This window comes from Streptococcus gallolyticus subsp. gallolyticus DSM 16831, assembly GCF_002000985.1.
GTDB lineage: Bacteria > Bacillota > Bacilli > Lactobacillales > Streptococcaceae > Streptococcus > Streptococcus gallolyticus.
Window position 1 is genome coordinate 602,811 of record NZ_CP018822.1, and the last position, 25,235, is coordinate 628,045.

Consider the following 25,235-nt stretch of genomic DNA (forward strand, 5'->3'; position numbering starts at 1 on the left):
TTTGGTATTTACAGAATGCAAACAGAAACTAAGGACATGAAGCCCTCGATTTACGTTTTAACACGTGATGAATTGATTGAATGGGCAATCGAACACGGGGAAAAGAAATTCCGTGCGACACAAATTTGGGATTGGCTTTACCGTAAACGTGTCCAATCTTTTGAAGAAATGACAAACATCTCAAAAGATTTTATTGCTGTTTTGAATGAAAACTTCTGCGTGAATCCTTTGAAACAACGTGTGGTTCAAGAAGCTTCTGACGGAACAGTCAAATATTTGTTTGAATTGCCTGATGGCATGTTGATTGAAACAGTATTGATGCGCCAGCATTATGGCTTATCAGTCTGTGTGACATCACAAGTTGGTTGTAACATGGGGTGCTCATTCTGCGCTAGCGGATTGATTAAAAAACAGCGTGATTTGACAAGTGGCGAAATTACATCACAAATCATGATGGTACAAAAATATTTTGATGAACGTGGTCAAGATGAGCGTGTGAGTCACGTGGTTGTCATGGGAATTGGTGAACCATTTGACAATTACAACAATGTTTTACGCTTCCTACGTACGATTAATGATGACAATGGTTTAGCAATTGGTGCGCGTCATATTACGGTTTCAACATCAGGTTTAGCACATAAAATCCGTGATTTTGCCCACGAAAGCTTGCAAGTGAACCTTGCTGTGTCACTTCACGCGCCAAACAACGAATTGCGTTCACAAATCATGCGTGTCAACCGTTCATTCCCGCTTGAAAAACTTTTTGCAGCGATTGAATATTACGTTGAAACAACAAATCGTCGTGTGACATTTGAGTATATCATGCTAAATGAAGTCAATGATTTTCCAGAAAATGCGCAAGAATTGGCTGATTTGACGAAGAAAATCCGCAAGTTGTCTTATATTAACTTGATTCCGTACAACCCAGTATCAGAGCATGACCAATACAGCCGTTCAAGTAAAGAACGTGTGGCTGCTTTTTACGATGTTCTCAAGAAAAATGGGGTTAACTGTGTCGTTCGTCAAGAACACGGAACTGATATTGATGCAGCTTGTGGACAGTTGCGCTCAAATACTATGAAACGTGACCGTCAAAAAGCCGTTGCTGAAAAAACAAACTAATGATGTCAAGATTTTTGGATAAGACTGCTGAATTAACGCCACTGGGACATCGGATTATAAAGGTGCTTGTGGTTTTATACGCCATAGCCATTTGTTTGATGTGCTTTAGCCCACAAACGACCATTGATGGCATTGAAACACCAAATATCATTTATTACGGTCGTTTACGTTTCTTGCTTGTGCCGTTTAACACGTTTGTTGGATTTAGCCAATTAGATGGATTTTTGGAGATTTTTTGGGTAATTGCGCAAAATGTGATGAATATTTTTCTGCTTTTTCCCTTAATGCTAGGGGTGGTAGCATTATGTCCAAAATTGAGAACATGGCAAAGAGCTACGTTATTGGCGTTTATTATCAGTCTTTGCATTGAAACTACGCAGCTTGTGGTGGATTTGCTGTACAATGCTAATCGTGTTTTTGAAATTGATGACCTTTGGACAAATACCTTGGGTGGTTTGCTAGCCTTTTTAGCTTATCAGTGGTTTGTCAAACGATATCAGAAATATCAAAGAGAAAATTAGGTTATAAAGAGTGAGATGACTATTTTCCAATGAATAGTTGTCTTGCTCTTTTATTATTGAAGTCGTGTTTTAGTTTGCGTGGTGTGAGATAATGCTAAGATGAGTTGAAGAGGAAATATAACTTGACTTGGAGTTTACTCCAAGGTGTATAATAGCAGCTAGAAAGCAGGTTTTATGAAAATTATAAAAGATCTCTGGTGGTTTTTTCGTCAGGAGAAAAGGCGCTATCTTATTGGGATTATTTCTCTGAGTTTGGTGGCGGTTTTAAACCTTATTCCACCTAAAGTTATGGGAACAGTTATCGACCGTGTGACGGCGGGCGATTTAACACACTCTGAATTACTATTAAATTTATTGTGGCTAGTCTTATCAGCAGTTGCCATGTATTTTTTGCGTTACATTTGGCGCATGTACATTTTTGGAACGTCTTATCGTTTGGGGCAAATTATGCGTTTTAGGCTTTTTGACCATTTCACAAAAATGTCACCGAGTTTTTATCAAAAATACCGAACAGGTGATTTGATGGCGCATGCAACGAATGATATTAATGCCTTGACACGTTTAGCTGGTGGTGGTGTGATGTCAGCAGTTGATGCCACGATTACAGCCATGGTAACCTTAATTACCATGTTTTTTACGATTTCTTGGCAAATGACCTTGGTTGCCATTATTCCGTTGCCGTTCATGGCTTATGCAACCAGTCGTTTAGGACGTCAAACGCACAAGGCGTTTAGTCAATCTCAAGCGGCTTTTTCAGAGCTTAATAACAAGGTTCAAGAGTCGGTTTCTGGTATCAAGGTGACTAAATCTTTTGGTTATCAAGATGATGAGTTACAGTCTTTCCAAGAGACCAATGAAATGACTTTCAAGAAAAATATGACGACCATGAAGTATGATGTCATGTTTGACCCTTTGGTGCTTTTATTTATCGGAGCAAGCTATGTGTTAACGTTATTTATGGGAGCAATCATGGTTGCGGCTGGTCATGTGACGGTCGGTAGTCTGGTAACGTTTATTACTTACTTAGATATGCTTGTCTGGCCTTTGATGGCGATTGGTTTTTTATTCAATATGGTGCAACGTGGATCGGTTTCCTATGAGCGAATTAGTCAACTATTGCAACAAGAATCAGATGTTAAAGAAGCCGAAAATCCACTCCCAACGATTAAAAATGGGCGTTTGGTTTACGATATCGATGCTTTTCACTATGAAAATGAAGAAACGCTTGCGGATATTCATTTTGCGCTTGAACAAGGTCAGACTTTGGGCTTAGTTGGGCAAACAGGTTCTGGAAAGACAACTTTAATTCGCTTGCTACTGCGGGAATATGATTTGCAAGAGGGACAAATCACGCTTGACGGGCATGATATTAGAGAATATCGATTGGCTGATTTACGTCGCTTGATTGGCTATGTTCCCCAAGACCAATTTTTATTTGCGACGAGTATTTTAGAAAATATTCGTTTTGGGAATCCGAAAAGCTCTTTGGCGCAGGTTGAAGCAGCGGCTAAATTAGCAAGGGTTTATGACGATATTGTAGCAATGCCTGACGGTTTTGAGACAGTGATTGGTGAAAAGGGTGTCAGTTTGTCTGGTGGGCAAAAGCAACGTATTGCCATGAGTCGTGCCATGATTCTTGACCCTGATATTTTGATTTTAGATGATTCTCTTTCAGCGGTTGATGCCAAGACCGAGCATGCGATTATTGAAAATCTTAAAGAAACACGGCAGAATAAGTCAACGATTATCACGGCGCATCGTTTAAGTGCAGTGGTTCATGCTGATTTGATTTTGGTGCTGCAAGACGGGCATATTATTGAGCGTGGTCGTCACGAGGAACTTATTGAACAAGGTGGTTGGTACGCTGATACCTATGAAGCTCAACAATTAGAAATGGAAGGAGATGCTGATGAAGAATAATGCAAATCAATGGCGGGTTTTTAAGCGTCTCATGAGCTATCTCAAACCATATAAATTTTTAACAATCTTGGCTTTAGCTTTGCTATTGTTGACGACGGTGGTAAGAAGTGTCATTCCTTTGATTGCTTCTTACTTTATCGACCATTTTTTGACTGATATGAATCAGACAGCCATGTTGATTTTGGTTGGTTATTATCTCATGTATGTCTTGCAGACGATTATCCAATATTTAGGGAATTTCTATTTTGCGCGTGTGTCATACAGCGTTGTCCGAGACATTCGTCGAGATGCCTTTGCCAATATGGAAAAACTGGGAATGGCTTATTTTGACCAGACGCCAGCAGGTTCGATTGTGTCGCGTTTGACCAATGATACGGAAGCTGTCAGTGATATGTTTTCAGGGATTTTGTCTAGTTTTATTTCAGCGATTTTCATTTTCACGGTAACGTTATTGACCATGTTAAGATTGAACGCTGTTTTGACGGGCTGGGTTGCCATTTTTCTCCCCTTTATTTTTATTTTGGTTAATCTTTATCGTAAGAAGTCGGTTGCAGTCATTGAAAAGACACGTGCTTTGTTGTCGGATATTAACAGTAAACTTTCTGAGAGTATTGAAGGGATACGTATCATTCAATCTTTTAGTCAAGAGGACCGTTTGAAAGACGAATTTGAAGCGATTAATGAGGAGCATGTGCTCTATGCTAATCGTTCCATGGCGTTAGATAGTCTTTTTCTTCGCCCAGCTATGTCGCTGTTAAAACTCCTTGCTTATGCTATTTTAATGGCTTATTTTGGTTTTCGTGGCATGGAAATTGGGATTTCAGCAGGGTTAATGTACGCTTTCATTCAGTATGTTAATCGATTATTTGACCCTTTGATTGAAGTGACGCAGAATTTTTCAACGCTACAAACGTCAATGGTTTCAGCTGGTCGTGTGTTTGATTTGATTGATGAACGGCAGTACGAACCTGAACAGAAAAATGGCGAAGCAACCGTGCAAGCTGGGAATATTGAATTTAAAAATGTCAGCTTTTCTTATGACGGTGAACGCCAAATTTTAGATAATATCTCATTTAAGGTAAATCAAGGCGAAACGATTGCCTTTGTTGGCTCGACAGGTTCTGGCAAATCATCGATTATCAATGTTTTCATGCGCTTTTATGAATTTCAGTCTGGAGAAGTTTTGCTTGACGGCGTTGATATTCGTGAGTATCCTAAAGAAGAGTTGCGCCGTAATATCGGTCTCGTTTTGCAAGACCCTTTCTTATATCATGGTACAATTAAGTCCAATATCAAGATGTATCAGGATATTTCAGACGAAGCTGTTCAAGCCGCTGCGGCATTTGTAGATGCTGACCAATTCATTCAAAAATTACCTGAAAAATACGAGACAAAAGTCACCGAACGTGGTTCGAGTTTTTCAACAGGGCAACGTCAATTATTAGCCTTTGCAAGAACCGTGGCTAGTCAGCCTAAAATCCTTATCCTTGATGAAGCGACAGCCAACATTGATTCTGAAACTGAAACCATTGTTCAAGAATCATTGAAAAAAATGCGCCAAGGTCGGACAACGATTGCTATTGCGCACCGTTTGTCAACGATTCAAGATGCTAATTGCATTTACGTGCTGGACAAAGGCAAGATTATCGAATCTGGCAGTCATGACGAACTCCTTAGCCAAAAAGGCACTTACTATCGCATGTATCAATTACAAGCAGGCATGATGGAAAACTAAGGGAGTGAGACAAATGAAGTCTCCAGTGGAGACTTTATTCATGAGTCTAAAAAGCAAAAAGCGAAGTTTCGCAGAAACTTGATTTTCAGCAAGTCTTAATTTCTTGTTGCTGACCTAAAACGGTCTATCCCCAGATTGTTGAAGTCCAAACCACTGCGTCTTGTAAATAATAACTATGTAAACAAAGAAGCTGAGCACTTTTTGTCCCAGCTTCTTTTTTAGTCTCCAAAACATGACAAAAGTCATGTGATGTTATGACATTATGAGCTAAAAAGCTTGGCTATTTTTTCATAAAATAAATTTATCACAGATGAGAAAATTGGAGATAATGAAATGATAACAGTTGAGAATTTATCTAAAACAATTAAAGGAAAGCCGATTTTGCAAGATATTTCCTTTGAAGTAGGTGCTGGAGATTGTGTGGCATTGATTGGTCCTAATGGCCTGGCAAAACAACCTTGATGTCATGCTTGTTAGGTGATTTGAAAATCAGCAAAGGAAAGATAGTCATCAATGCTTTAGCACCGAAAAGTCAGCAATTAAAAGAAATCGTCGCCGTGTTACCACAGGAAAATCGTTTGCCGCAAAAGTTAAGAGTGTCTGAACTCATTGAATTTTTCAAGTCCATTGCCAAGACACCTTTAGCAGACCAAGAAATTGATAAGATTTTACAATTTAGCGAGGAACAAAAAGCACAATTGACAGAGAAATTGTCTGGTGGACAAAAACGCTTATTAGCATTTGCCTTATGCCTCATTAGCCAACCAAAAATTCTTTTCTTAGACGAACCAACGGCAGCAATGGATACCTCAACACGTCAGCATTTTTGGCAGATTATCCAAAGTCTGAAAGCAAAGGGCGTAACGATTTTTTATTCGAGCCATTATATTGAAGAAGTGGAACATACGGCAGAACGCATTTTGGTCTTGCATCATGGAAAATTGCTGCGTGATACGACACCGTTTGCCATGCGAGAAGCTGAACACGAAAAACAGTTGACTTTACCAAAAAACTTTTTGTCGATAGTGGAAAAATTACCACATATTGATAATATTGAACTGAAAAACGACACGGTGACATTCATGACTAAAGAAATTGATAGTGTCTGGCAGAAATTGCAAGAGCAAGGTTGTCAGATTGCCGATATTGAAATTCAAAATAAAACGTTATTAAACACATTGTTTGACCAAACACAGGAGGATGAAAAATGATTGCTTTATTGAAAATTGAATGGATTAAAACATGGCGTTTTTGGATGACCTTTGTTTTGTCGATTGGTATGCCTGTTTTCTTTTTCTTGTTTTTCTCAGGTATGGAACTGTCGTCGAATCCTGAAGAACAAAAAGAGCTTGTGACAGCTTATATGCTGACAATGACTGCTTTTTCTATGTCAAGTTTTGGATTTTTCTCATTTCCAGCTATGCTTGTTGAGGATAAAACAAGCTATTGGTTGACTTATATTGAACATTCTTCTGTTCCTATTTGGCAGTATTATTTGGCAAAAGTGATTCGTGTTTTGTTTTGCTTCTTACTTTCTATCGTGGCGACTTTTTTATTTGGAGCTATTTTCCGCGGGGTGAGCATGCCACTTAGTCGTTGGTTTGGAGCAGGTGCTTTGTTATTAGTATCAAGTTTTCTTTTCTTAGCATTTGGGCTATTGATTTCACAAATTAAATCACAACAATTAATGACGATTGTCGGAGATATTTCTTTTATTGGTTTAGCCATTATCGGTGGTTCATGGATGCCAATTGAGAATTTCCCAGACTGGATGCAAAAGATTTCTAAAGTAACACCAGTTTATCATGTGAATCAATTGGTGACACAGTTTGCTCAAAAAGGAGAGGTAAACGGCAAGTCCTTGATTATCATACTCGGCTATGTCATAATAATAGCAGCATTAGCGCTTATGATTAAGAATAAAACTGAGGTTAAATGATGTTGAAAAGAATTAGGGGCATTCATCCGTTATTTTATATGCCATTAGCATTCCTAGCATTCCCCGTTTTAGGGGTATTCTTTTTTGATTACCCAACTTGGACACTTGGGATAACTTTTCTGTTTTTACTAAGCTATTTATTTCTCACACATTTTGAAGAAAATATCCTAACAAACCTTTGCTGGATTTTTATGCTACTTTATGTTGTTTATATGACCATTTATGTAGATGGTGGCATGATGTGGTTTACCTTTTATTTTAATAGTTTGCTAGTTTTTCGATTTCAAGATAACTACGCTTCCTTTCGATTTCTCGCTTATGATTTAGCAATGCTGTTTATGACTATTGCTGGTGTCAGTTTGGCAGATGACTTATCGTCACAGGTAATGATTTTTTTGGTTCCTGTTGTCAATTATGGCATTTTAGTTTATTGGATGGATGATCGAAAAAATGAAATTCAACGAAAAGCAATCATGGAAAAGAATAGCACTATTAATCTTTTATTGGCTGAAAATGAGCGAAACCGTATTGGGCGTGATTTGCATGATACTTTGGGGCACGTTTTTGCGGCAATGACCTTAAAAACAGAATTAGCACTCAAGCAATTGGAAAAAGGCAAATATGACCTTGTCAAAAAAGAGTTGGAAGAATTGAATCAAACCAGCCGTTCTTCCATGCATGATGTCAGAAACATTGTCAATAATCTCAAATTCAGAACGGTGAGCGAAGAGATTGAGCATTTGAATGAGTTTTTTGCTATGACAGATATTGATTATCAGCTGCAAAATGATTTGAATGTGGAAGCCATGGCACCCTTGATGCAGTCAAGTATCGGTATGATTTTGCGTGAATTAAGCAATAATGTTATCAAGCACAGCCAAGCGCAAACTTGCCGTATTCACCTTTTTGAAAACCAAGAAAAATTAGTGATGACCATTACAGATGATGGAGTTGGTTTTGACGACTTAACAGGAAATGAATTAAAATCCATTCGTGACCGTTTGCTGTTGGTCAAGGGAGATGTGGAGATTTTATCCCAAGTTAAACCAACCATGATTCAAGTTAGTATCAGTTCAAAGGAGAATTAAGATGAAATTGTTAGTTGCCGAGGACCAATCCATGTTGCGAGACGCACTGTGCCAATTGCTTCTTATGGAAGATGATGTTGATGAGATTTTGCAAGCAGGAGATGGCGCGCAAGCTATTGGCATATTGCAAGTGGAAAATGTTGATGTGGCTATCCTTGATGTGGAAATGCCGAAAAAATCAGGTCTGGATGTTTTGGAATGGATTCGAAAACATAAGGAAATGAAAGTGATTATTGTGACCACGTTTAAGCGCGTGGGCTATTTTGAACGAGCCGTTAAGGCAGGTGTTGACGCTTATGTCCTAAAAGATCGCTCAACATCAGAACTCATGACGACCATTCACACGGTGCTTGCCGGGAAAAAGGAATACTCACCAGAGCTCATGGAAACCATGATGACCCAAGATAACCCACTTAGCCAACAAGAAAAACGCATATTACAATTAATATCACTTGGCAAAACAAACCAAGAAATCGCTGATACCCTTTACCTCTCAAACGGAACTGTCCGAAATTACATCTCATCTATCCTTAACAAATTATCCGCCAACAACCGCGTAGAAGCCACAAGAATCGCCGAAGAACACGGATGGGTGTAGGGGGAAATGAAAACTTATCCAATACTGCTAAGCTAGCAGATAATAGTATTTGGTTTATTTGTGAATAGAAAAATCCCTTGTAAGCTTAAGCTTACAAGGGATTTATGTTAGAGTACAAATGTTGTGATAAAGGTGGTTATATTCAACGACATTGCATTGAAAATCTCCCATTTCACCTTTAAGCAGAAAACTTGAAAATTAGTTAAGTCCAAATGAAGCAGAGTCTTGTGCATCACGTTCTGCAACAGTTTCAGCATAATTGTTCAATTGTTGATTGATGCTTGCAAGTAATTCTTCAAATTTTTGAACTTGAGTATAAAGCTGATTGTATTGTTCAAGATAAGCGTTGAAAGCTTGACCTTTCCATTCTTCAGCAATTTGGCTATTCATGCTGTTAACAGATTGAATAGCTTGCTCAATTTGTTCTTTAGAACGTGTGTAGACTTGAGCTTGTTCCTTAAGTTGTTCTGGCGTTACGCTAATAGCGGTCATAAAAATCTCCTTTAAATTTTATTTTTTTATAAAATTATACCGTTTTATTTTTATTTGTAAAGTATTTAGTCAAAAAATAATATTTAATTTTCGAATTTAGCAAGTTTTTTTAGTTAAAAATAGCCCATTATATGCGATTTGGGTATTGGTATGTTGCTAAAAAAAATGGTATAATTATTAGACGTAAATAAATGGGAGATTTATACGAGGGATATAGTCGTGAAAAAATTAACATTGGGAGTTTTTTTAGTTTTTTTATTAATAAATACACAATCTGTTTTAGCAGAAGACGGTAATTTGAATTTAAATACGGATTCTATCGCTAACACTGAGCAAAAATCAGCAGGTAATAGCATTGAAGAACTTTATGCCCCTAACCTTTTTCTGGATAGGACGCAGAAAGTTGTTGACAAAGAACATCAAGATGAAGAAGAGATGTTAGAAACTGCTGAAAGTCGACTTTTTACTAGTGATAACCAACAATCTAATTATTATCACTTAGATACAGAGTCGATTGATGAAAAGCAATTTGTTGATTATCAAGTTGATGAAAGTTACACAGTAGCCAGTGTTGAGAATAGTCAAAAGAAGTCGTATATGAATTCAATTGTCGTTTTTTGCTTTTTTGTTTTGATGACAATATTTGGAGTTTTTTTGGGAAGGATACGTTATGGCATTCGAAAACATTGATATAACAATTGAGTATCAGAATAAGCAAATTGATTTACGTATTTCTCGTGGATTAACCCTTATCAGACTCGAAGAACTGCTAAAAGAATTAAATATTTTAGAGCAGCTTGGGCTGAATGAAGATTCTGATAAGAAATGGGAACTTCACTTGAAAAATAAAAATATTACTGTGAATCGTTTTGAAATGTTAGTCAATTTTCCACTTGGAAATGGGGATATTTTGGAGATAGAAACTTATGATATTTGAGTATAATCATCTTAAACTTGTAGAAAAAGAGAATTATTTAACTGTAACTGTACAACCAGCTGATTATGACCGTAAAAGTCAAACTTTTATTGAAAATTATGTTAATGCCGAGATTTCATTTGTAGAAAATGGAGAACTTGTTCTTTCGTATGCTATCCCAGAGTTTTCAAAGAGCTTGAAAGATTGTATTGCAGAGGCAAAAACAGATTTGGAACGTTATTCTTTAGCACAAAAAATGGCTGCTATTGTTACTAATAAAAGTGATTTTAACATCATTTACCTTCACCCACAGAATATTTATATCTCAGGAAATGATGTTAAACTGTTGCATTATGGTATTACTAATATTTTAGCACCACAAACGTTTCAAACGGAACATTACTTGAACGTTTATAAAGCTTTGATAGCTTCAATTTTACTACCTAAGATAAATTTTGATTTAGCAATCGAAGGGCTTGATGCTATTCGTGAAAACATTGCTGAAAAGATTAATGCTTTCGACTCAATCGAATCAATTAATCAATTTGTCAGTGAAGAGTTTCATAAATTAGAGCAAAAAAATAAGCAAAATAATATACAGGTTAATAAAAAACGTTGGAGAATTTTGTTAGTTACAGCGGTGATTCTAACTTTAGCAACTTTAACTTTAGGTGTTTTCACTTATAGATCTTACACGAGAGACTTGCCATTAAAGAATGCGGTTATAAAAGCTCAATCAGCTTTTATGGCAACAGATTATGATAAAACGATTGATGCTTTAGACTCTTATAGTGTCAATCGACTTCCAAAATCTGCCAAGTATGTTTTAGCGACTAGCTTTGTAAAATTAGATAATCTCAGCTCTGAGCAAACAGAAGCGGTGCTCAACACAATTACACAATCTTCAGATGACATGATTTTAAACTATTGGATTTATTTGGGACGTGGAGATTTAGAAAAAGCACTTGATGTGGCACAAAATATTGGAGATACGCAGTTAATTTTACACGCTTATACAAATTTGTATGAAAAAATAAAAGCAGATACAGATATGAGTGGTTCAGAAAAACAAAAGAAACTGAAAGAATACGAAAAAGAAATTAGTGAGCTTTCAGATGAGCTCAACGAAACAACAAGTTCACAATCAAGTGGGGAAGAATGATTTATGATTCAAAATGATAATATGACTTACTATCACCATTTGGGAGATTATTTGGGAGAAGAGATAACTTCAAAAGCCTTTTTAGTGTGTTTGTCTGATAAGTTATCATATATGCAATTTTCAGATGATGTTCCTCTTAGTTTTGAAGGGGTTCGTTATAGTCTTCAAAATGGCGATATTTTCCGAAATGGTGATAAATTAGAAGGGCATAAAATACAAGACAATCAGGTAGATTACTATCTCTTAAAACCTAAGACTGATATATTTACTCTCTATTTTTATCCACCTTATACAGATTTTGTTTTATCATCTATGGATACGGCTGATATTCATTTAGATGGAGAAACGATTGTTCTGTTTTCACAAAATAGGCTATTTATTGACTATGATGCTAATTCGGTTGTATATGTTAATGGTGTTCGCATTAGTGATAATTTATCGGTGTCATTTAATGTTGGGGATTCTGTTTTTATTGAAGATTATTTGATTGAACGTCGTCGTCATCAATGGCGAGTAATACGATTTTACGATAAACCCAAATTTACACGACCAGATAAAATTTTACTTCAGGCACCAGTAAGTGATTTTCCAAGTGATTTCCCAGATTATCATCGAAGTCCACGTGTTATTCCAACTATATATAGTGATGCCATTAAATTGGATAGTCCAATGGAACCAGCATCTATGGGACGTAATTCTTTATTACGTGCCATTGTACCACCACTTGGGATGTTTGCTATCACTGCTTTGACAGGTTTAGTTAGCCGTCGTAATCCGTGGATGATGCTTGGCATGGGAGGATTTAGTCTACTTACTGCTGGAATGACGATGACACAGTATTTTCAAGACAAAAAATATTATAAAAAGCAAGAGTTAATACGTGTCGAGGATTATGATTCTTATCTCTTAAAGCAAATTTCACAGATAAGTCATTATCACAATGAAGAAAGAGATATTTTAAACTACAATCAACCAAACATTGATACTTTATCCAAAATGGTTTTTGATTATGATTCTCGTATTTATGAACGAATGAATTATAATGCAGATTTTTTACAAGTGTCTCTAGGAACTGGTGATATTGAAACAAATTTGAATCTCCAAACTTCTTTTAAAGAACAAAGTAAGGACGAGCAAGCAATTTTTGCTAAAAAAATTGTTGAAAAATATAAGATGCAACATGATGTCCCTATTACATTATCTCTTAGCCAAGCAACTTTAGGTATTATTGGTACTTATGATACGACTCGACCAGCAATTTTTAATCTTTTGACTCAATTAGCTGTTTTTCACAGCTATCAAGATATTAACTTTGTTATTTTGGTGCCTGAAGAGTCATATGCTAATGATTGGTATCAGTGGCGTTTCCTACCTCATCTTAAACTTCAGGAACGTAATGTTCGAGGAATTGTTCATGATGCTCGCAGTCGTGATGCTGTTTTAAACGCTTTGTATCAAATTATCCAAAAGCGTATGCAGCTTAAACGTGAAATGGGAAATAAAGATGTTCGTTTTGCTCCGCATTATATTATTACGGTATTCGATGATTCTTATTTGGTCGGCCATAGTTTAAATGAGTATCTGGCTGAAGATTTGACAGAATTAGGTGTAACAGTTATTTGGATAAAAGAAGCACAACGTTTTTTACCAGAAACAGTTACAACTCTGGTTGAGTACCAAAACCAAAATGTTGGTCAAATTATTAATGACAATGGTGAGTATCTAGCACAACGCTTTATACCATATCCAGAAAGCAAAGATTATGAGTTAGTTGCAAGAACATTAGCTAACTTAAATCACGTTGAGATTGAAAAAAATTCAATTCCGAAATCAGTTACATTCTTGGAGCTTTATAAAGTTCAAAAAGTTGATGAATTACGATTAGGTGAACGTTGGGCGAAAGCAGACACCTCTAAGACTTTGGCAGTTCCTTTAGGACTTCGTGGGAAAGAGGATATTGTTGAGCTGAATTTACATGAGCGTGCACACGGTCCACATGGTTTGGTTGCTGGAACTACTGGTTCAGGAAAATCGGAAATTTTGCAATCTTATATGTTATCATTAGCAGTTAATTTTGGACCAGAGGATGTTGGCTTTTTACCAATTGACTTCAAGGGTGGTGGAATGGCTAATCTCTTTAAAGGTCTTCCGCATCTTATGGGAGTGATTACCAACTTAGATGGTGCAGCTAGTGCGCGTGCCCTTGCCTCAATTAAAGCAGAACTTCAGAAGCGTCAACGCTTCTTTGAAGCATTTGGCGTGAACCATATTAACGGCTATACGAAGTTATATAAGCAAGGAAAAACAGCAACTGATGGTGGTCATTATCCAACTAAGCCATTACCGCATTTATTCCTGATTAGTGATGAGTTTGCGGAATTAAAAGCTAACGAGCCCGAATTTATGACAGAGTTAGTTTCTGCAGCGCGTATTGGTCGTTCACTTGGGGTTCATTTGATTTTAGCAACACAAAAACCTTCTGGAGTTGTTGATGACCAGATTTGGTCAAACTCACGTTTTAAATTGGCTCTGAAAGTATCAGATAAATCTGATTCAAATGAAATTATTAAAACCCCTGATGCCGCTAGTATCGTTGAACCAGGGCGTGCATATCTGCAAGTCGGAAATAATGAAATTTATGAACTCTTCCAATCGGCTTGGAGCGGTGCAACTTATCAGCCTAATAAGTCAGATAAGGAAGAAGAAGTTGACGATCGCATTTGGTTAATTAATGATTTAGGGCAATATGAGCTCTTAACTGATAACCTTGCTTTAGAAGAGGAACTTAGTGTTCAATCAGAAAAAAATCAGACGGAATTGGAAGCTTTAGTCGACTATATTTCAAACTATGCACAAAGTACAGAGGTTAACATTCCTGATAAACCTTGGTTACCACCGTTGAAAGAGAAGATAGCTTCTCCAGCTTTGACTGTTTCTTGGTCCGACGAAAGAAAATTAGCTGTACCTTTTGCAATGATGGATGTTCCATCTGAACAATCCCAACGCAATTTTGATTTCGATGTCGAAGAATTAAGTCATACTGTTATTTATGGTTCTCCAGGTTTCGGAAAATCTGTTGCTCTTCAAACATTAATAATGAATTTTGCTCGTCTTAATACGCCAGAACAAGTGCAATTTAATCTTTTTGATTTTGGGACAAATGGGTTGTTGCCATTAAAAGATTTACCACACGTGGTCGATTTAACGCGTTTGGATGAGGAAGAAAAACTTCTTAAATTCTTGAAGCGAATTGACAGTGAATTAAAAAGACGAAAAGATTTATTTGCTGAATATAGTGTAGCAACTCTTGCGCAATATGAGCAAAAAACGGGTGAGAAGTTATCAGTTGTTTTCACAATTGTAGATGGTTTTGATGCCATCAAAGATAGTCCGATGGAAGAAACTATTGAAGCAAGCTTGAACCGTATTTTACGAGAAGGGTCAAGTCTCGGTTGCTATCTTATCATAACCGCTTTACGTGCTAATAGTTTGAAAATCAGTATGTCAAGTAACGTTTCGACTAAGATGGCACTTTTCTTAGTTGAGGACAACGCTGTTAAGGATATTATTGGACGCAATGCTTTGATTCAACAAGAAATATTTGGCCGAGGGCAAGTACGTGATGACGTACCTTATGAAATTCAAATTTACTTACCAAGCAAAGGTGAAGAAGATATTGAACGCTTGCGTTATTTGGAAGAAGAAGTTGCTACAATTGATAAAATGTGGACAGGTCAACGTCCTAAAGCTATTCCAATGTTACCAAATGAACTTGATTGGGATGATTTCTATGGTAACAGCTATACAATAAGAATGCTAAATCAAATGCAATTACCACTTGCCTTTGATAAGGAATCAACAGATGTTGTTGGGTTTATACCAGAAGAACATGGTTATTTTGTAATTATGGATGATACCCCAACTCAGACACGATTGTTGGAATCAATTATTGTTCAGAATATGACTTACTTCCAAGGACAAGCCCAACGAATCATTTTTGATTCTGACCAACGTTTTGAAGGAGCTATTGAAAGTTTTGATTTAATAGCAACAGAAGAAACTTACAATACTGTTATGAATGATTTACTTGGAGAATTAAATTCACGTTCACCAGAAAATCCTAATCAGCCAATTTTTGTTTATATGCCAGATGCTCAAGGAATTAATGATAAGATGATGATGTCTAATAGCACTTTGGATACAATTTTGAAAAAAGCTGCTAAAGTGGGGATTTACTTTATTTTCCAAGCACATCAAAAAACACTTGAAACACGTTTTGATGAATTTAGTAAACGTCTACGTTCAAATATTCCAGCAGGAATGTTTGGCACGAGATTTGCTGACCAAAATATCATAAAGGGACGTACACGTTATGGTGAACCGTTATTAGAAGAAGACGAAGCACATTTCTTCGTAGGAAGAGATGTCTATCGTGTTAAAATAGCAAAGGAATAAGGGGAAATGAAAAAATTTAAGATAAAACCAAGAGTTATTGTGGTAGCAATTAGTGTCTTTATTTCACTACTAGCTATTATTTCAGGAGTATTTGTTTATACGCAGGATAAGGAAGTCTCTGTGACAGATAAAGCTAAGAAAACAGAGCATTTGACTGTTGCTTTAGTTAATGAAGATGCCGGTGGTAGCTTAAATGATGTAAACTATAATTTTGGACAAGAATTCACTAACTTGTTAACCAATGCTGATAATACAAGTGACAACTGGATTACAATGTCACGAAGTTTAGCTGAAAGTAAATATAGTGACGGTAGTGCGGATGTAGTTATTTATATTTCAAAAGATTTCTCAGAAAAAATTCTGCAATTAGAAAGTTTTAATCCTTCCCAAGCTGAAGTGAGCTACAAAGTAAAAACGTCAACTGATACTGTTAAAGAAAAGAATGTTGAAAGCCAAGTTGGAACATACTTGAATTTAATTAATCAACGTGTCATTAAAATGTACTTTTCAAGTGTCATTGGTAATTTGGATGACGCTAAGCGTAATGTATCAAATATTGTTAGCGATCAAGAAGCTAGCTATACTAGCTTATCAAGTTACATTTATTCGCCATCAAATTCGGCAAGTCAAAGTTTAAGTGGTTTAACGAGTGCTGCTAATGCATTACAGACGAGCAATAAAAGCTTTGAGGATACTCAAAGCAACTATGTTAGTAGCATTTCTGAACTCTTAAATTCAACTAGTAGTGGTTTAAATAGCGAACTACCTGAAGTTAAAAGTTTTGTAGACTTGCAACAAGATATTGCTAAAACAAACGTAGCAACTGCGAATACAGCAATTTCAGACCAATATCAAACAGATACAGAACTTTACGATGCTTTAAATAGTAACATTCTTAGCAGCTTAAGCAGTTTTTACACTTCTACATCAGATATTACAACAGAATCAACAAGCAATGGTACTGTTTATAAGTTATTTGAAAACCAAATTACAGCTTATAACGAAGAAGTTGAAAATTACCGTTCAAAAGTTGAAAATGCGAGAACTGAGTTATCTGATTTATTAGAAGAGGTAAAAGCAACTCGTTCTAAAGTTTCTAATCAATATTTTAATTCTGATTTAGCGCTTGATATAAATAGTTACTTCGCAACAACTAATCAAGAAGAACGTAAATTAGCAATTAAAACAGATCTGCTTAATCAAGTAACAGACGATAGTGTTAAGTCTGCCTTAGCTAATCAAATTCAAGAATCACTTGGTGGAACACTTCCTTCTGAATATGAGACAGAAATTGCTAGCCTTATGGGAAGTGTAGATGTAGCTGCTTCTGATTATGCAACTCTATTTTCAAAATTAGAAGAAATGGGAGCAATGACGTCTGATGAGGTAAGTGATTATCAATCAAAATTGGCCTTGTTAGGCAAATATAAATCTGCTAAAGGCGTGACAACTGCTTCTGGTGCTACATACTCATTCTTAACAGCTGAAGATGCGAAGCCTGAACAGAGCAATGTTATTTCTGTAGATGTTGCTCCAACTTCAACACAGATAATAACAACGACTACTTCATCAACTTCAGAAGATGAATCAAATACAGATGATACTTCTTCAAATTCATCAGAAGGGAATGAGCAAGAAACAACACCAACAACTACAGAAAATACAGAAACCAAGGAAGATCCAACAACTGTTACAATTTCTAATGTTTCAGGAGGAACAGTTGTTTTTGCAGATGATAATTCAGTAAGCAAGACAATTTCAAAAGCGCAATCATTAAAAATTTCTTATACTTTTGATTCTTTATCTGTAGGAACTCATACGATTACCTTTGATTTAAATATTGGAGATAATCGTATTCCAATGACTTATACAATTTACGTGACAGATACAGCTGATGATGTTAGTCTTGTTAAGGATGATTTAAAAACAATTTTTGCTCAATTAAGCAAGATTGATACTGCCTCTGCGATGATTCAAACACTTTATGGAGAACCTGGTCAAACTGATTTAAGTCAAATTGATATTACTAATCCATCTGCTAATTCCGTGGCTAATATGTATGGTAACTTAACATTTGATAATATCGATGGTCTTGATGTGACAAATTTCAAAGAAAGTGGAGTTACTTTATACACAGAGTTGACTAATGAAATTATTGAATTGCAATCTACCATTGATAGTTTGCCAACTTTACCAGAAGGCTATATGCCAACAGACTATTTTTCAACAGAATTGCAAAGTCTTGTTAATTGGTATAAAACAACCTCACAAAGTCTGAATAATGAGTATGCAAAATGGTCACAAAATCAAGCTAAAGAGCTTAACGTGGGTTCTTATGGTAGTGGAAATTCAGATAGTTCAACGCTTTATACAGATACTGCTAGTGGAGATGCTCTTTATGATGGTATTTCAGAACTTGTCAAATCAACGGCTGATAGTGCTCAATCAACAACAAGTAATTATGAAGCAATTGGTACAATGACAGATGATTTTGAACAGCTTGTTTCACAAGTCGGTACCATTCAAACAAATGTTGACGATACCATGACAAATACTAACAAACTCATTAGTGCCCAAGCAGAAAATATTGAAGAAAGTACAACGTATGCCAATAATTTTGCTAAAGTATTAAAAAATGCACGTAGTGGTGGTACAGATAATGAGGCTGTTATGAACTTCTTGTCAAATCCTGTTAACATCACAAAGAAAACAACTAGTGGAGTAACATCTGATAAAGATAATACTATTTGGATTATTGTGACAGCAGCTATTTCAAGTGTCCTTTCAATTATTGTTACTTATTTCTTAACGAAATCAAGCAAGAGTAAAAACAGTTGATTGGTGACAGTCGCAATTGATAAGACCAGATACTTTGGTATCTGGCTTGTCTTGTATTTTAATAACTTTAATATGGGAGAATGTTGTGGGAAGTAAGGAAGTAAAATATTACCGAGGTTGTGCTAGAACTTGTCGTAATCATAGTAAAGCTTTACGCTCAAATCGCCAAGCTGCTATAGATAAAAAGGAAAAATTAGAGACAGCAAAATCAAAAATTACTAGTAAACTAAGCCAAGTATCTAGTCAAAAATCAACATTGTCAAATTTAAATAATGTCAATACGGGAGAATTTAGTGGTGCTCGTCAAACAAAATATCAAGGAAAAATGTCATCAGCACTTCAAAAATTATCAACCTACAAAACAACTGAAAATCAGAATGTAACAACTATTAATAATAAAATCGCTGAACTAGAAAGTAAAATTACAAGTTTAACGTCACAAATTAATAGTTGGGACCAACAAGCTTTAATGTATGATCGTATGGCAGCAGGTAGTATGTAAAGGGAGATTTTATGGCAAAGACAGGAGTAGATTTAGAAGAATGGAAAAGTTTGACTGATGGTGTATCATCATCGACAAGTAATATTAGTAAAATCAAATCACTAACGTTTACCGAAACAACTTTAAAACCATTTACAGAATTCAGTAGTATCATTGATAAGTTTAATAAATCTATTAAGAAGCTAAAAACTTATACAAAAACCGACGCGGAGAAAATGTATAAAGCTGGTAAAAATAAATCTGATGATGATTCAAATGAAGCTAAGAACACACGTAGTAAAGGAGGCAAATAATGCAAAATGAATGGCTAACTTTACTTAGAAAGGCTTTAGAAAATTTACCGATAACTGATGAGGATACAGTTTTCTTAGAAAATCTAGCATTGGTATTTTCTGGACATCCAGATATTTTTAAAGCTTGTCAATTGGCTTATTTGGATGAGGAAAAAGAGTATCATTATCATCCTGTCATTGGAGCTCCTTATGATTTTATATTTGATTATACATTGGGGCAGGTGACAATTTACCAATCAGATAAGCAGTTGATTTTGGAGTTACCTATTTTTCAAAGTTACTTGTCTTATGTAGATTTATTGTTTGGAAAAATTTATCCAGTAGGTAGCATTGTAGAGCTTGATAAAGAGCTTTTACCAGATGATTTGGTAGCAGCATTTGCTAGAGAAAACATGGATTTTAATGTTGTTATTTCGGGACGTCGTGTCTTGATAAATAATCAAACATCCTATGTCGACTATGTTGGTTATATTTGGCCTTATGGGTTTGATTTTGAGGCACACCCATTATTGCTTAGTCATCTTTTTATCAAACGTGTCATTTCTGAAGGTTATACAGATGTGCGTGATAAACATTATTGTGATGAAGAGTTACGTCGTGCTTACTATTATGATAAGATTTTTTCAGTGATGTATCCAAAGGGAGAGAGTTATGAAGATTAAGATGAGCGAGGTCTTGTCGCAAAAGGAGAGCCTTGCCAGTTCCATTAGTAGCGCTAAAAGTCAGTTGGAAAGTGCTAGTCGCAAGCTAAAAAGCACAGCTGATTCAGACGCACTTCAAGGGAATGTTAAGGAGGCTATTGATAACAAAATCACCAACTATCAAGTGCCTTTATTGACCAACTACGTGAATAGCTTAGCGGTTATCTCACAAGGGTATGATAATCTGATTAGTACCTTTAAAGAAACCGTTAGTGAAACGAGCGATAGTGCCATTATTGACACGGATATCTTACAACAAATGGTGGACAAATTTGATTCCCCCTTAGAACAATTAAAGACTTGCTCTGATGAGATTAATAAAGCAATTGACGAGGTTGCTGACATTGTTTCATTAACCAAAGTGACAACTGCTGATGCGATTTCAGAGTTTAAGAGTGCTAAGAAAGTCCTGACCAACACGATTAAGGATATGGGGATTTTCAATAGCACAGTCCTTACAAGTGAAGCAGGGGATATTCTAGAGGAGCAGAATACGCAACTCAGTAGCTTGTCAGATTTAGGAAGTAGCTCATATACAAGTAAGAAAGCCAAAGATTTTTACAAAGATAGCACCTTTAAAGCTGAGGTCAAAGAGGTCAAGTCAGTTGTTAACGGCAAGGCTAGAAGAGACCAACTTAAAAATGCTCTTGCTAAGAATTTGTATGATTCCAAGTATAGTGGGTATATGTTGGAAACAAGTGGTTTAGAAGTAAAAGCTGGCATATTGATTACTTCGACTAAGAAATCGATAGGTAAGGGGAAAAAAGTTGTAAAAATTTTGGATGCAACTGATAAAGCTTTGAAGCAGAAGAAATTTATTGGTGGTCGTGAACTCACGGTCGATTCAAAAGGTCGTGTGAAAGTTGGCGAACGTTTCTTGTATAAAAAGCCAAGCAAAGGTAAAACAAAAACAGTTCACCTTTATTCCAAAGGTACTAAAGAATATAAAAAGACTGTTGGCGAGGATTTTTCATTTAAAAAGACAACACTTTATAATGGTCGAAAACTTAAGGCAAATGGAAAAGTAGGAATAGACTGGAAAGGTGTCGGAACTTCAGGGAAAGAAGCTTTTAAATCTGGTTTAAAAGATAATTTTAAATCAACAATTAACCCGCTTAATGAATTTAAAGGGTTTAAAGAGGCTTCTAATTTCTCTAAAGCAGGAAAAGTTTTAGGCTTTGCAGGGACGGTAATGACGATTGGTTCTAACATCAAAACTGACTTTATTGACGATAGAAGATCATCTACAAAAGAAAAAGTCAGAAATTTTGCAGTAGACACTACAGTCGATGTTGTATCAAGCTCAAGTGCAGCAGCTACAGGTGCTGCAATAGGAACGTTAGTAGGTGGACCATTGGGAACTGTGGCAGGAGCAATAGTTGGAATTGCAGTATCTGAATTCATGAATACGAATTTAGAAATATTGGGAAATAAATCATTAACGGGAGTTGCCAAGAGTGGCTTGAAAGGATTAGCAGGGAAATTTGGATTATGAGTAAATTAAAAAAACAATCAAAAAAAAATCAAGAAGAGGATATTTTAGAACGTTATCATGGACCTTTAATCACGAATGGTGTGGAACTAGGGTATATAAAAATTGTCCCGTGGTTAAATTTGATATTTGACTTATTGTTATATTTTATAGCGGGTTATGGGGATAATTTGGGATTATTGAAGGGAATTTTTTTAATCTGTACACTTATCAACTTATTTAGTATTTTGTATTCATTTTTTAATTTTATTATTATAAGATATAAGGTCTTAACCTATTTTTTGCTAATGTTAAATTTTGTTACCATGGTAATTTGGTTAAATTTTTTAACTTTAATGATGTTTATTCCCTCTAAAGAGGCTTTTGGTGCCAGTACCTTATACGATTCTTCGCTAACGTTATTTTATGTCATTCCTATGATTGCTCTTTTTGTTATTATGGTTTTCTTTGTCTATCCCTATTTTTACAGACGAGATCGTCGTACAAATGGTGCATACCGAGAAAAAGAATCGAAATTTAATAGTGAGGATAATAAGTTATTCTCAAGTAATTTTTTGATTATTTTCGGTTTAGTTGTTTTTGTTCCACCGTTTTTAACAGGGTATCTGGAAAATGTTTTTGGTTTTGTTGGAGGAATTCTTTTTACACTTGTTATTCCAGCTTTGGTAGTAGACGCTTTTTATGCGGCGCTTTATGCTAAACAACATCCAGAAGAGATTGATGAGCTTTAGGAGAGAAAAAATGGATATTAAATCGAAAAAATTAAGTCTCGTTCAAATCGTTGGCTTCGAAGCAAGTTTGCCTGAAGAATTTATTTTAGAAGAAATGTGTGCAGAAGCCTATACGTCTTGTCAAGAATTTATCGGAGATATGCTGGATGTGATTTATTCAGACGGACCAGTTTATTTTAAGTTCTACCCTTTATCAAGTAGCAAGAGTGATATTGAAATATTTACAACATTTGGCAATGCGATTAATCCAACAGGTAAAGAACCTCAACTATTATTTAAAGAAAATCTATTGATTGACAGCAAAGACTTTGCGCAGATTAGTGCAGAAGAGTTGGCTGATTATTATACTTATTTAGTTTCCAAATATTCAGAAGATGAACATGAACGTTTAGCGGTTTATCATGTTTTATCACTTTCTTCAGATGATGAGTTGATGGTTGATGTATACAGTGATTTGGAGGTAGACTAATGGAATATACTGTAGCTGAGGGAGTTACTGTTCAAGATGCTTTTCAAGCACAAAACGTCCTTAGGAAACGAAAGACTTTTCATATCACAGAATTAAAAGAAGAATTGGATACTTTTTTAACTGCGGTAGAAACGGCTGGCGCACATCCATCAGGACCGCTTGTTTATAGCTTAAACAACGTTCCAGAAGATGGTAATATGGATATTGAATTTTTCTTGCCTGTTGAAGAGGATTATATTGAGATTGAAGGAATGAGATTTTCATCTTATTTTGAAATTGATAATATTATTTTAACAGCAATTGACCGTGATTATGAGGAATTAACTAAAGAAGCATATGCGCGATTATTGTGGACATTGGAACAAAATGACCGAGAATTGAACACTCCGTTTTATCATGTTTTACCAGATGATGGGGCAGAAAAAGTCATTATTTTAGTTGGGTATGCGTATTAATTAAGTGGCACACTTGTGCCCTTTTTATTTAAAGGTTTACTTTGGATAATTTTAGTAACAGAATAATGCTCTTGCTAAGAATTTGTATGATTCCAAGTATAGTGGGTATATGATGGAGCAGACAAGACTGGAAGTGACTGTTGCTAGCGTTACAACACCTTATTTGGTTGGAAGAAAATATTACAAAAAAGCTAAAAAATGGGCAACATCAGCTTATGCAGAACATCGTTTTTCAAAAGATTGGATGGGAAATACAATCATCAAAAAATCTGAGAAAACCGTTGATCATGCTCTAGACTTTATTTTTGGAACAAGCAAAACTCTTAAAAAGAAAAAGTCACATAGTATTGTTCAATATCATGGCAATAAAACAGTGACTAAGAGTTTTGAAAATCTGATGAAAACGCTAGGTGAAACGGACTATTCAAAAGAAATCAGTAAGGCAAAAGAAATTGCTAAAGGTGTTCTGAAAGGCACAAAATCTAATTTGATTTCTGAAGCAGAAGAAGCATTTTATGTCAAAACACTAAAAAATGTGGCTAAGGCTACTAAAAAAACTGGTCAAATCACTAAGGGAGTAAAAACAGCATTTAAAGAATCAAATGTTGTAACAGCTCTAAAAACAGGCTCAAAATTTACTAAAGGTGTGGCAGTCCTTAATGTAATTGATGGTGTAGCTGAGACTTTTGACAATGTTAGTAAAAATAAAACCCAAGCTAAGAAGCAAGGATTACAAGGTGCGGAAGTTTCAGCTAGTGTAGCGACAGGTTTTGCCGTGGACGCAGCTAAAGCAACTGTTAAAGGTGTCGCAAGTACAGCAGCAGCTACAGCAGGAGCGACACTTGCAGAGGCGGGAATTGGAGCTCTTGCAACAACGTTTGGTCTTACAGTTGGAGCACCAGTGTTACTTACTGGTATAGTAGCTGTGGCAGCAGGAGCTGGGGCAGCGTATTTGATTGATAAATTTGATAAGAGTACTAATCTAACCAAGAATGTAAAATCTACGGCTAACTCTTTTATTAAAGGGTGTGGTGATTTTGTAAAAGGACTGAAGGGATGGTAATATGGGACTAATTGAGCGTTTTAAAATATTGTTGAAGTATCATGAAGGAAATGTTAAGAGTGGAGTATCCCGTTCAGGAAATTTATCAGGATTATTTATTTTATATCCTATTGTATTTTTTATGTTTTATGCCACTATGAATGACTCTGAACTTCCAATGGTATTAAATAAAATGATTTTTTATTTGGGTATTATTATTTGGGTGACATCCTTCTTTTTAACTATTTGGGATTTTTTTCATGATAATCAATTTCTTGTTGGGATTTCAACTGGTCTGATGTTTGCTTATTATCTATTTACCTCACCCATTTCATCATCAGCTGCTTGGAGTGATGGTAATTTGAACTTTATTATTTTTCAAGAAACTTCAATTATCTTATATCCTATAATGTGGGAATTTATTTTAGCATACAGCATTGTAAAAAATAACGGAGAAATTTGTTCAGAAAAAACAAGAAGAAGGTTAGCCTATTTAATGTGTACCCCTCTTTTGATTATGGGGATACCAGCAATTCTAATGGCTGAATTTATTTCAGATTATTACTTTGTTTATTTAGTCTGGGGATTAAATTCAGTATTTTCTTTTTCGATAATTTCTGGATGGTTTATTATTCTCTACCCACTCCGCCACAAGGCTGACTTAGCAGTCGCTTCAAAGGTTCAAAATCAAGCAGTAGATGCATTAGGTGATATGTTACAGGAAAAACATTTTGATAAAGAGAGATTTAAATAAAAAGGGGAGT

At 35.7% G+C, this 25,235-nt stretch carries 22 protein-coding genes and 1 pseudogene; 22 read left to right on the forward strand and 1 reads right to left on the reverse strand.

What is annotated here, in order from left to right:
• Positions 1 to 15: 15 nt before the first annotated feature.
• The 8 genes and pseudogenes from rlmN to BTR42_RS03350 all read left to right on the forward strand — a co-directional run bounded on the left by rlmN (position 16) and on the right by BTR42_RS03350 (position 8,923).
• Positions 16 to 1,122 carry a dual-specificity RNA methyltransferase RlmN gene (rlmN, locus tag BTR42_RS03315; protein WP_077496406.1) on the forward strand — a complete coding sequence of 369 codons (1,107 nt, stop codon included), beginning with the start codon at positions 16 to 18 and terminating at the stop codon, positions 1,120 to 1,122.
• Between the two features lie 2 nt (positions 1,123 to 1,124).
• On the forward strand, positions 1,125 to 1,643 hold the full coding sequence (locus BTR42_RS03320; protein ID WP_174564813.1) for a VanZ family protein: 519 nt from the start codon (positions 1,125 to 1,127) through the stop codon (positions 1,641 to 1,643).
• A 174-nt stretch (positions 1,644 to 1,817) separates the two neighbouring features.
• Entirely contained in the window at positions 1,818 to 3,563 is a 1,746-nt protein-coding gene (locus BTR42_RS03325; protein ID WP_012961574.1) for an ABC transporter ATP-binding protein, read from the forward strand.
• Entirely contained in the window at positions 3,553 to 5,298 is a 1,746-nt protein-coding gene (locus BTR42_RS03330; RefSeq protein WP_077496410.1) for an ABC transporter ATP-binding protein, read from the forward strand. The genes BTR42_RS03325 and BTR42_RS03330 overlap by 11 nt, the downstream gene beginning before the upstream one ends.
• Positions 5,299 to 5,631: 333 nt before the next feature.
• A pseudogene (locus tag BTR42_RS03335) lies at positions 5,632 to 6,509 on the forward strand (ABC transporter ATP-binding protein).
• Entirely contained in the window at positions 6,506 to 7,237 is a 732-nt protein-coding gene (locus BTR42_RS03340) for an ABC transporter permease (RefSeq protein ID WP_077496412.1), read from the forward strand. Before BTR42_RS03335 ends, BTR42_RS03340 begins: the two are co-directional and overlap by 4 nt.
• Positions 7,234 to 8,325 carry a sensor histidine kinase gene (locus BTR42_RS03345; RefSeq protein WP_174564799.1) on the forward strand — a complete coding sequence of 364 codons (1,092 nt, stop codon included), beginning with the start codon at positions 7,234 to 7,236 and terminating at the stop codon, positions 8,323 to 8,325. The genes BTR42_RS03340 and BTR42_RS03345 overlap by 4 nt, the downstream gene beginning before the upstream one ends.
• A 1-nt stretch (position 8,326) precedes the next feature.
• Positions 8,327 to 8,923 carry a response regulator transcription factor gene (locus tag BTR42_RS03350; RefSeq protein ID WP_012961579.1) on the forward strand — a complete coding sequence of 199 codons (597 nt, stop codon included), beginning with the start codon at positions 8,327 to 8,329 and terminating at the stop codon, positions 8,921 to 8,923.
• Between the two features lie 198 nt (positions 8,924 to 9,121).
• On the opposite strand, the gene BTR42_RS03355 is transcribed toward BTR42_RS03350, so the two are convergent.
• Entirely contained in the window at positions 9,122 to 9,415 is a 294-nt protein-coding gene (locus BTR42_RS03355; RefSeq protein ID WP_012961580.1) for a WXG100 family type VII secretion target, read from the reverse strand.
• A 219-nt stretch (positions 9,416 to 9,634) separates the two neighbouring features.
• Here BTR42_RS03355 and essA point away from each other — a divergent pair, with 219 nt between their 5' ends.
• The 14 genes from essA (at position 9,635) to BTR42_RS03425 (ending at position 25,225) form a co-directional block, all read left to right on the forward strand.
• A complete protein-coding gene (gene essA, locus BTR42_RS03360) occupies positions 9,635 to 10,105 on the forward strand; it encodes a type VII secretion protein EssA (protein WP_012961581.1) in 471 nt (156 codons plus the stop codon).
• Complete coding sequence (locus BTR42_RS03365; RefSeq protein ID WP_012961582.1) at positions 10,086 to 10,352, forward strand: EsaB/YukD family protein; 267 nt, start codon at positions 10,086 to 10,088, stop codon at positions 10,350 to 10,352. Before essA ends, BTR42_RS03365 begins: the two co-directional genes overlap by 20 nt.
• Entirely contained in the window at positions 10,342 to 11,493 is a 1,152-nt protein-coding gene (essB, locus tag BTR42_RS03370; RefSeq protein WP_077496416.1) for a type VII secretion protein EssB, read from the forward strand. The genes BTR42_RS03365 and essB overlap by 11 nt, the downstream gene beginning before the upstream one ends.
• 3 nt (positions 11,494 to 11,496) lie before the next feature.
• Complete coding sequence (gene essC / locus BTR42_RS03375) at positions 11,497 to 15,948, forward strand: type VII secretion protein EssC (protein WP_077496418.1); 4,452 nt, start codon at positions 11,497 to 11,499, stop codon at positions 15,946 to 15,948.
• Between the two features lie 6 nt (positions 15,949 to 15,954).
• Entirely contained in the window at positions 15,955 to 18,786 is a 2,832-nt protein-coding gene (esaA, locus tag BTR42_RS03380) for a type VII secretion protein EsaA (protein WP_077496420.1), read from the forward strand.
• An 85-nt stretch (positions 18,787 to 18,871) separates the two neighbouring features.
• Positions 18,872 to 19,288: a DUF5082 family protein gene (locus BTR42_RS03385; RefSeq protein ID WP_012961586.1), complete on the forward strand. Its 417-nt coding sequence runs from the start codon at positions 18,872 to 18,874 to the stop codon at positions 19,286 to 19,288.
• Positions 19,289 to 19,299: 11 nt separating this feature from the next.
• The gene (locus BTR42_RS03390) at positions 19,300 to 19,581 is read left to right on the forward strand and encodes a hypothetical protein (RefSeq protein WP_012961587.1); all 282 of its coding nucleotides are present in this window, start codon (positions 19,300 to 19,302) and stop codon (positions 19,579 to 19,581) included.
• Positions 19,581 to 20,243, forward strand: a complete 663-nt coding sequence (locus BTR42_RS03395; protein ID WP_077496422.1) for a DUF4176 domain-containing protein — start codon at positions 19,581 to 19,583, stop codon at positions 20,241 to 20,243. Before BTR42_RS03390 ends, BTR42_RS03395 begins: the two co-directional genes overlap by 1 nt.
• On the forward strand, positions 20,233 to 21,777 hold the full coding sequence (locus tag BTR42_RS03400; protein WP_077496424.1) for a T7SS effector LXG polymorphic toxin: 1,545 nt from the start codon (positions 20,233 to 20,235) through the stop codon (positions 21,775 to 21,777). The genes BTR42_RS03395 and BTR42_RS03400 overlap by 11 nt, the downstream gene beginning before the upstream one ends.
• On the forward strand, positions 21,774 to 22,505 hold the full coding sequence (locus tag BTR42_RS03405; protein WP_013642779.1) for a hypothetical protein: 732 nt from the start codon (positions 21,774 to 21,776) through the stop codon (positions 22,503 to 22,505). Before BTR42_RS03400 ends, BTR42_RS03405 begins: the two co-directional genes overlap by 4 nt.
• Positions 22,506 to 22,515: 10 nt before the next feature.
• On the forward strand, positions 22,516 to 22,974 hold the full coding sequence (locus BTR42_RS03410; RefSeq protein WP_013642780.1) for a hypothetical protein: 459 nt from the start codon (positions 22,516 to 22,518) through the stop codon (positions 22,972 to 22,974).
• Complete coding sequence (locus BTR42_RS03415) at positions 22,974 to 23,429, forward strand: DUF5085 family protein (RefSeq protein WP_013642781.1); 456 nt, start codon at positions 22,974 to 22,976, stop codon at positions 23,427 to 23,429. Before BTR42_RS03410 ends, BTR42_RS03415 begins: the two co-directional genes overlap by 1 nt.
• A 112-nt stretch (positions 23,430 to 23,541) precedes the next feature.
• Positions 23,542 to 24,492, forward strand: a complete 951-nt coding sequence (locus BTR42_RS03420; protein WP_077497998.1) for a hypothetical protein — start codon at positions 23,542 to 23,544, stop codon at positions 24,490 to 24,492.
• Between the two features lies 1 nt (position 24,493).
• A complete protein-coding gene (locus BTR42_RS03425) occupies positions 24,494 to 25,225 on the forward strand; it encodes a hypothetical protein (protein WP_077496426.1) in 732 nt (243 codons plus the stop codon).
• Positions 25,226 to 25,235 lie beyond the last annotated feature (10 nt).